Here is a 4,909-nt window from a genome sequence, read left to right on the forward strand (position 1 = left end):
CCGCCGGTGCGGTCGGTGCGGCGGCCGAGGCGGTGGCCGGGGCGCCGAGCGCCAGGCCGAGCACCAGCCCGAGCGCGACGGTCTTCGTTCTGGTTCTGTGCAACGGATCCTCCTCGCGAAGCGTCTTCATAGACGGGAGTCACATTGACAGCGACCAGAATTACATACCGGGTATGCACAAGGAAAGTCCGGAATATGACGGTCCCCGCCCCTGGCGGGGGCCCGGCCGGCGATGATCGCCCGGTGACGTCCATGCGGGAACGAATGCTGGCCGGCGAGCCCTACCTCGCCAACGAGCCCGAGATCATCGCCGACCTCGACCGCGCCGCCCAGCTGATGGAGCGCTTCAACACCACCGCCGTCACCGACCCGCAGGGGCGCCTGGCCGCGCTGCGCGAGCTGCTCGGCTCGCTCGGCGAGGACACCTGGATCCGGCCACCCTTCCACTGCGACTACGGCTGGCAGATCCACCTCGGCCCGCGCTGCTTCGTGAACTTCAACGCGGTCTTCCTCGACGTCGCCCGGATCACCATCGGCGCCGACGTCCAGATCGGACCCAGCGTGCAGCTGCTCACCCCCACCCACCCGATCGAGCCGGGCCCGCGCCGGGAGAAGTGGGAGGCGGCGAAGCCGATCACCATCGGCGACAACGTCTGGCTCGGCGGCGGGGCCATCGTGCTCGCCGGGGTGACCGTCGGCGCGAACACCGTGGTCGGCGCCGGCGCCGTCGTCACCAAGGATCTGCCACCGAACGTGGTCGCCATCGGCAATCCCGCCCGCCCGGTGCGAACCCTCGAATAAGCCGTTGACCTGCTGAAAGAGCGGCACGTACGGGTGGCCGGAACCGGGCACCAGGGGGCACTCTGGGTAGTGAGCGCGACACCAGGGGGCACGGATGGGCGATCGGGTGCTCGAACTACGGGTGCACGGAGTGTCCAACACCCCGCCCGACCAGCTCCTCGGGCTACGCCCCGAACCCGCCGGGGCCGGGCCGCAACCCGCCCTGGTGGCCGGCGACAAGGTCACCGGCTTCTACCGGTCCACCGCCGCCGGCCCGGACGACCCGATCACCGTCGAGGCGTACAGCTGGGGACAGCTCACCTCCGGCGCGCGGACCGCACGGGACGTCGAGCGGGCCCTGTGGACGGTGCTGCTCCCTTTCACCCTGGCCAACGTGGCCCTGCACGCCCGCCCCGACATCCCGCCGGACCCGGACACGGAGCGCTGGGCCGGCCGCTCCGGCATCGCCGCCTGGCTGATCCGCCTCTTCTGCCTGAGCCTCACCGCCACCCTGGCGATCACGCTGACCGGCGTCGGGGTGGACCTGATCGCCTGGCAGTGCGTCGACCAGGACTGCCTGGGGCGGGTGCCCGGCCCGTGGGAGTTCCTCGGCCGCGGCTGGTGGCGGGCCGACGCCCACGCGCTCGCCGTCGGCCTGCTGCTGCCGCTGGCCGTGCTGGCGGTGCTCGGCGTGGTCGCCTGGCGCACCTACCAGTACGAGGCCGAGATGCCCGCCCAGCCGCGTCCCGCCCGCCGCCCCGACCGACGCCGGACCGGCCCTCGCCCCACCCACCGACGCGCCGGCGAACCCGTTGCAGGACCCGACCTTCTGGTGCGGCGAGGGGCAGCTGCGCCGGGCCGCCGTGCTGCACCTGTGCACCGGGGCGGCGGTCGCCGCGTCGGTGCCGATCGCGGCGGTGCTCGTGATGGACCCGCCCCGGGACGCCCGGGCGGCGGTCGCCTGGCCCACCGTCGCCGCCCTCGCCGCAGTGGTCGGGACAGCCGTCGTCGCGATCGGCCGGCCCTACCTGACCCGACGCCGCGGGGACACCCCGCTGGGCCGGTGGAGCATCGCCGTCGGGGCGCTCCTCGGCCTGGGACTGACCGGAACCTTCGTGCTGCTGGTCCTGCCCGACGGGCCCGCCGGCCGGCCGCTGGCGCAGTTCCGGCCGCCGGCCGGCTGCACCGCGGCCCCCGACACGCCGGGCTGCCTGGCCGACCGCTCACTGCCCGGGTACGACACGGCCGTCGCCTGGCTGGCCACGTACCAGCTGCTGCTGCTGATCGCCATCGGCACGGTGACCCGGTCGGGGCGGCGCGCACTGCTCGCCCCGGTGCTCGGCGCCGCGCTGCTGCCGCTCGGGGTGGGCTGGATCGAGGGCGCGCTGCCCGGGGTGCCGGCCGCACCGCGGGGACTGAGCAGCTGGATGCTCGCCGTACCGGCGATCGCGGTCGCCGCGACCGGCCTGCTGCTGCCCCGGACCCGCGGCGACGCCGACCAGCAGCCCCCCCGGTCCGCACACCGACCTGGCCTGGGGTGGTCGAGGTCCGGCCCTGATCGCCGGCGCCGGTTGGACGATGGCGATCGCCTACTGCGCCGGGCTGCTGCACTGGGTCGCCGAACGGCTCAACGACGACACCGGACCCGAACGGGTGATGCCACCGCTGGCGGTGTTCTGGGCCGGGCTGGCCTTCGCCGTGGCGGTGGCCGCCCTCGTCGGCACCGGGATCCGCGCCGGCCTGCTCTTCGGGCGGCTGCGCCGCCAGGAGTACGCCGCGCTGACCGGGCCCGGGACCGTCCACTCCGCCCACGACCGGCGGCGCTGCCGCGACGTCAGCGGCTACCGGGCCCTGCACCGGCTGGTCGGCGAACACGCCGTCCGGCTGGTCGGCTGCTACGCCACGCTGGCGGTGGTGCTGGCCGCCCTCTGCTGCGCGGCGGCGCTGTCCCGCAGCCGTTCCGTCCCGGGGTCCGCCGTCGGCTGGCAGGCGGTGATCCACACCGTCGCGGACGTCGGCGACATGATGCTGGGCTGGCTGCCGGTGGTGGTCGCCGGGGTGGGGCTGCTGGTCTACCGCAACGACACCGTCCGCCGCTCGGTCGGCGTCGTCTGGGACGTCGGCACCTTCTGGCCCCGCGCCGCGCACCCGCTGGCCCCGCCGAGCTACGCCGAGCGGGCGGTGCCCGAACTCCAGACCCGGGTCGCCGGGATTCTCGCGCTGGCCGAGCACGACCCGCGCCGGATGGACGGGGTGATCCTCTCCGGGCACAGCCAGGGGACCGTCATCTGCGCCTCGATGCTGCTCCAACTGCCGGCACGCTGGCGCCGGCGGATCTGGTTCTTCTCCTACGGCTGCCAGCTCACCCGGCTCTACGGCCGGGTCTTCCCGGCGTACTTCGGACCGGACCGGCTCCGGGTGCTCGCCGGCACCCTCACCCGGCCCGACGGCTGCGTCGCCTGGACCAACTTCTGGCGCCCCACCGACCCGCTCGGCTGGCAGGTCACCGCCGGGGAGCGGGAGGTGCCGGTCGTCGACCCGGAGGCGCTGCATCCCAGCGGCGGCGAGGTCGCCGACCCGCCCATCCGCAACCACAGCGGATATCCGGAGGCGGTGGAGTTCCGGCGGGAACGAGCCATGGTCGCCCGGCTGCTGCCGCGCGGCGTCCCGTCACCCCGGCGGGGGGTCGGTTAGGCGGACCACCAGGTCGGCGTAGTTCGCGGTGCCATGGACCAGGGCGGCGTTGGTCTCGTCGCTGCCGTACGCCCAGGCCGCCGCCTGCTCCGGCGTCCGCCCGTGCGCCTCGTGCCGGGCGACGAGCCGGCGCAGCCGCGACTCCGCGTCCAGGTCGACGAACCACGCCTCGTGCAGCAGCGGCCGCACCTCGTCCCACGGCGGGTCGGTGTACAGCAGGTAGTTGCCCTCGGTCACCACCAGTCGGACCGAGGGGGGCACCTCGATCGCCCCGGCCACCGGCTCCTCCAGATCCCGGCGGAACAGCGGCGCGTAGACGGCGGTCGGCTCCAGCCGTCGCAGTCGGCGCAGCAGCGAGACGTACCCGTTGGCGTCGAAGGTGTCCACCGCGCCCTTGCGCGCGGCGCGCCCAGCCGCTCCAACTCGGCCTGGGCCAGGTGGAAGCCGTCCATCGGCACCAGCCGGGCGCTCGGGCCGATCGCCGTGACGATCCGCTCGGCCAGGGTGGACTTGCCCGCCCCGGGCGCCCCGGCGATGCCGAGCAACTGCCGGGGCCCCGCCTCGGCCAGGGCACGGGCCCGGGCGACCAGGTCGTCGAGCGGGAGCGGGGTGGCCTCGGGCATCAGGGCAGGACCGGGTCGCTGACGGTGAACCGGGCCCGCACCACGGCGTGCACGGTCTGCGGCTGGGGGTCGAGTTCCAGCTCCGGCGCGCGCCCTTCTCCATCCGGCGGGAGAACGCCGCGCCGGCCATCGGGGCGAACCCCTCCTCCGCGTCGGCCAGCTCCAGCAGGGCGGTGACCCGGGCACCCAACGCCTCGGCGTACTCCCGGGCCCGGTGCAGCGCGTCGGCGATGGCGGCGTGCCGGGCCTCCCGGTGGGCCGGGCTGTCCGGCCGCAGCGACCACCACGGGCCGGCCACCTCGACCTGCTCCTGGTCGGCCAGGCGGAGCATCAGTTCGGCGAGGACGGCGAAGTCGGTGACGGTGACGCTGGTGGTCACGCTGCCGTGGTAGCCGACCACGCGCTCGCCGGAGCGGTTGGTCTCGGGACGTACCCGCAGGTCGCCGGCCTCCCGGCGGTCCAGCGCGGCGGCGTGCTCGTCGAGCAGCACCCGGACGGCTGCGGCCCGCTCGGCGAGCCGGGTCAGGGTGACCTCCCGGTCCCGCTCGCGGGCCGTCGCGGTCACCTGGAAGCGGGCCAGCTCGGGCGCGACCTCCCGGTACGCCTCACCGCGCACCGCCACAACCGGTCCGTCCGCCACGCCCTCACCCTAGCGGCGGGCCCGCTGGGCCGCCCGGTTCCAGGGCCAACCGGCGGGCCACGTACTCGACCTGCTCACCGGTCGTCCGGCACCCGTCGAGGTACCCGCCGGCCGCGCCCAGCTCGAGCAGGAAGCGCAGCTCCGCGTCCCCGCCGTCGGCCAGCGGGAAGGC

General features: G+C 75.3%; 3 protein-coding genes and 2 pseudogenes. 3 read left to right on the forward strand and 2 right to left on the reverse strand.

Translation table 11 applies throughout. The features are described 5' to 3' along the window. Positions 1–243 precede the first annotated feature (243 nt). From JNW89_RS27800 to JNW89_RS27810, 3 genes are all read left to right on the forward strand, one after another. The gene (locus JNW89_RS27800) at positions 244–801 is read left to right on the forward strand and encodes a sugar O-acetyltransferase (protein ID WP_238451322.1); all 558 of its coding nucleotides are present in this window, start codon (positions 244–246) and stop codon (positions 799–801) included. A 94-nt stretch (positions 802–895) separates the two neighbouring features. Next, a complete protein-coding gene (locus JNW89_RS27805) occupies positions 896–2,338 on the forward strand; it encodes a hypothetical protein (RefSeq protein ID WP_238451323.1) in 1,443 nt (480 codons plus the stop codon). Positions 2,339–2,358: 20 nt separating this feature from the next. Continuing rightward, entirely contained in the window at positions 2,359–3,474 is a 1,116-nt protein-coding gene (locus JNW89_RS27810) for a hypothetical protein (protein WP_238451325.1), read from the forward strand. Here the strand turns inward: JNW89_RS27810 and JNW89_RS27815 are convergent. Next, a pseudogene (locus tag JNW89_RS27815) lies at positions 3,451–4,097 on the reverse strand (nucleoside/nucleotide kinase family protein). The gene JNW89_RS27810 and the pseudogene JNW89_RS27815 sit on opposite strands and share 24 nt — an antisense overlap. Next, positions 4,097–4,737: pseudogene (locus JNW89_RS27820) on the reverse strand (SIMPL domain-containing protein). Before JNW89_RS27820 ends, JNW89_RS27815 begins: the two co-directional pseudogenes overlap by 1 nt. Between the last annotated feature and the right edge of the window lie 172 nt (positions 4,738–4,909).

It is taken from the genome of Micromonospora sp. 4G55 (genome assembly GCF_016803375.1).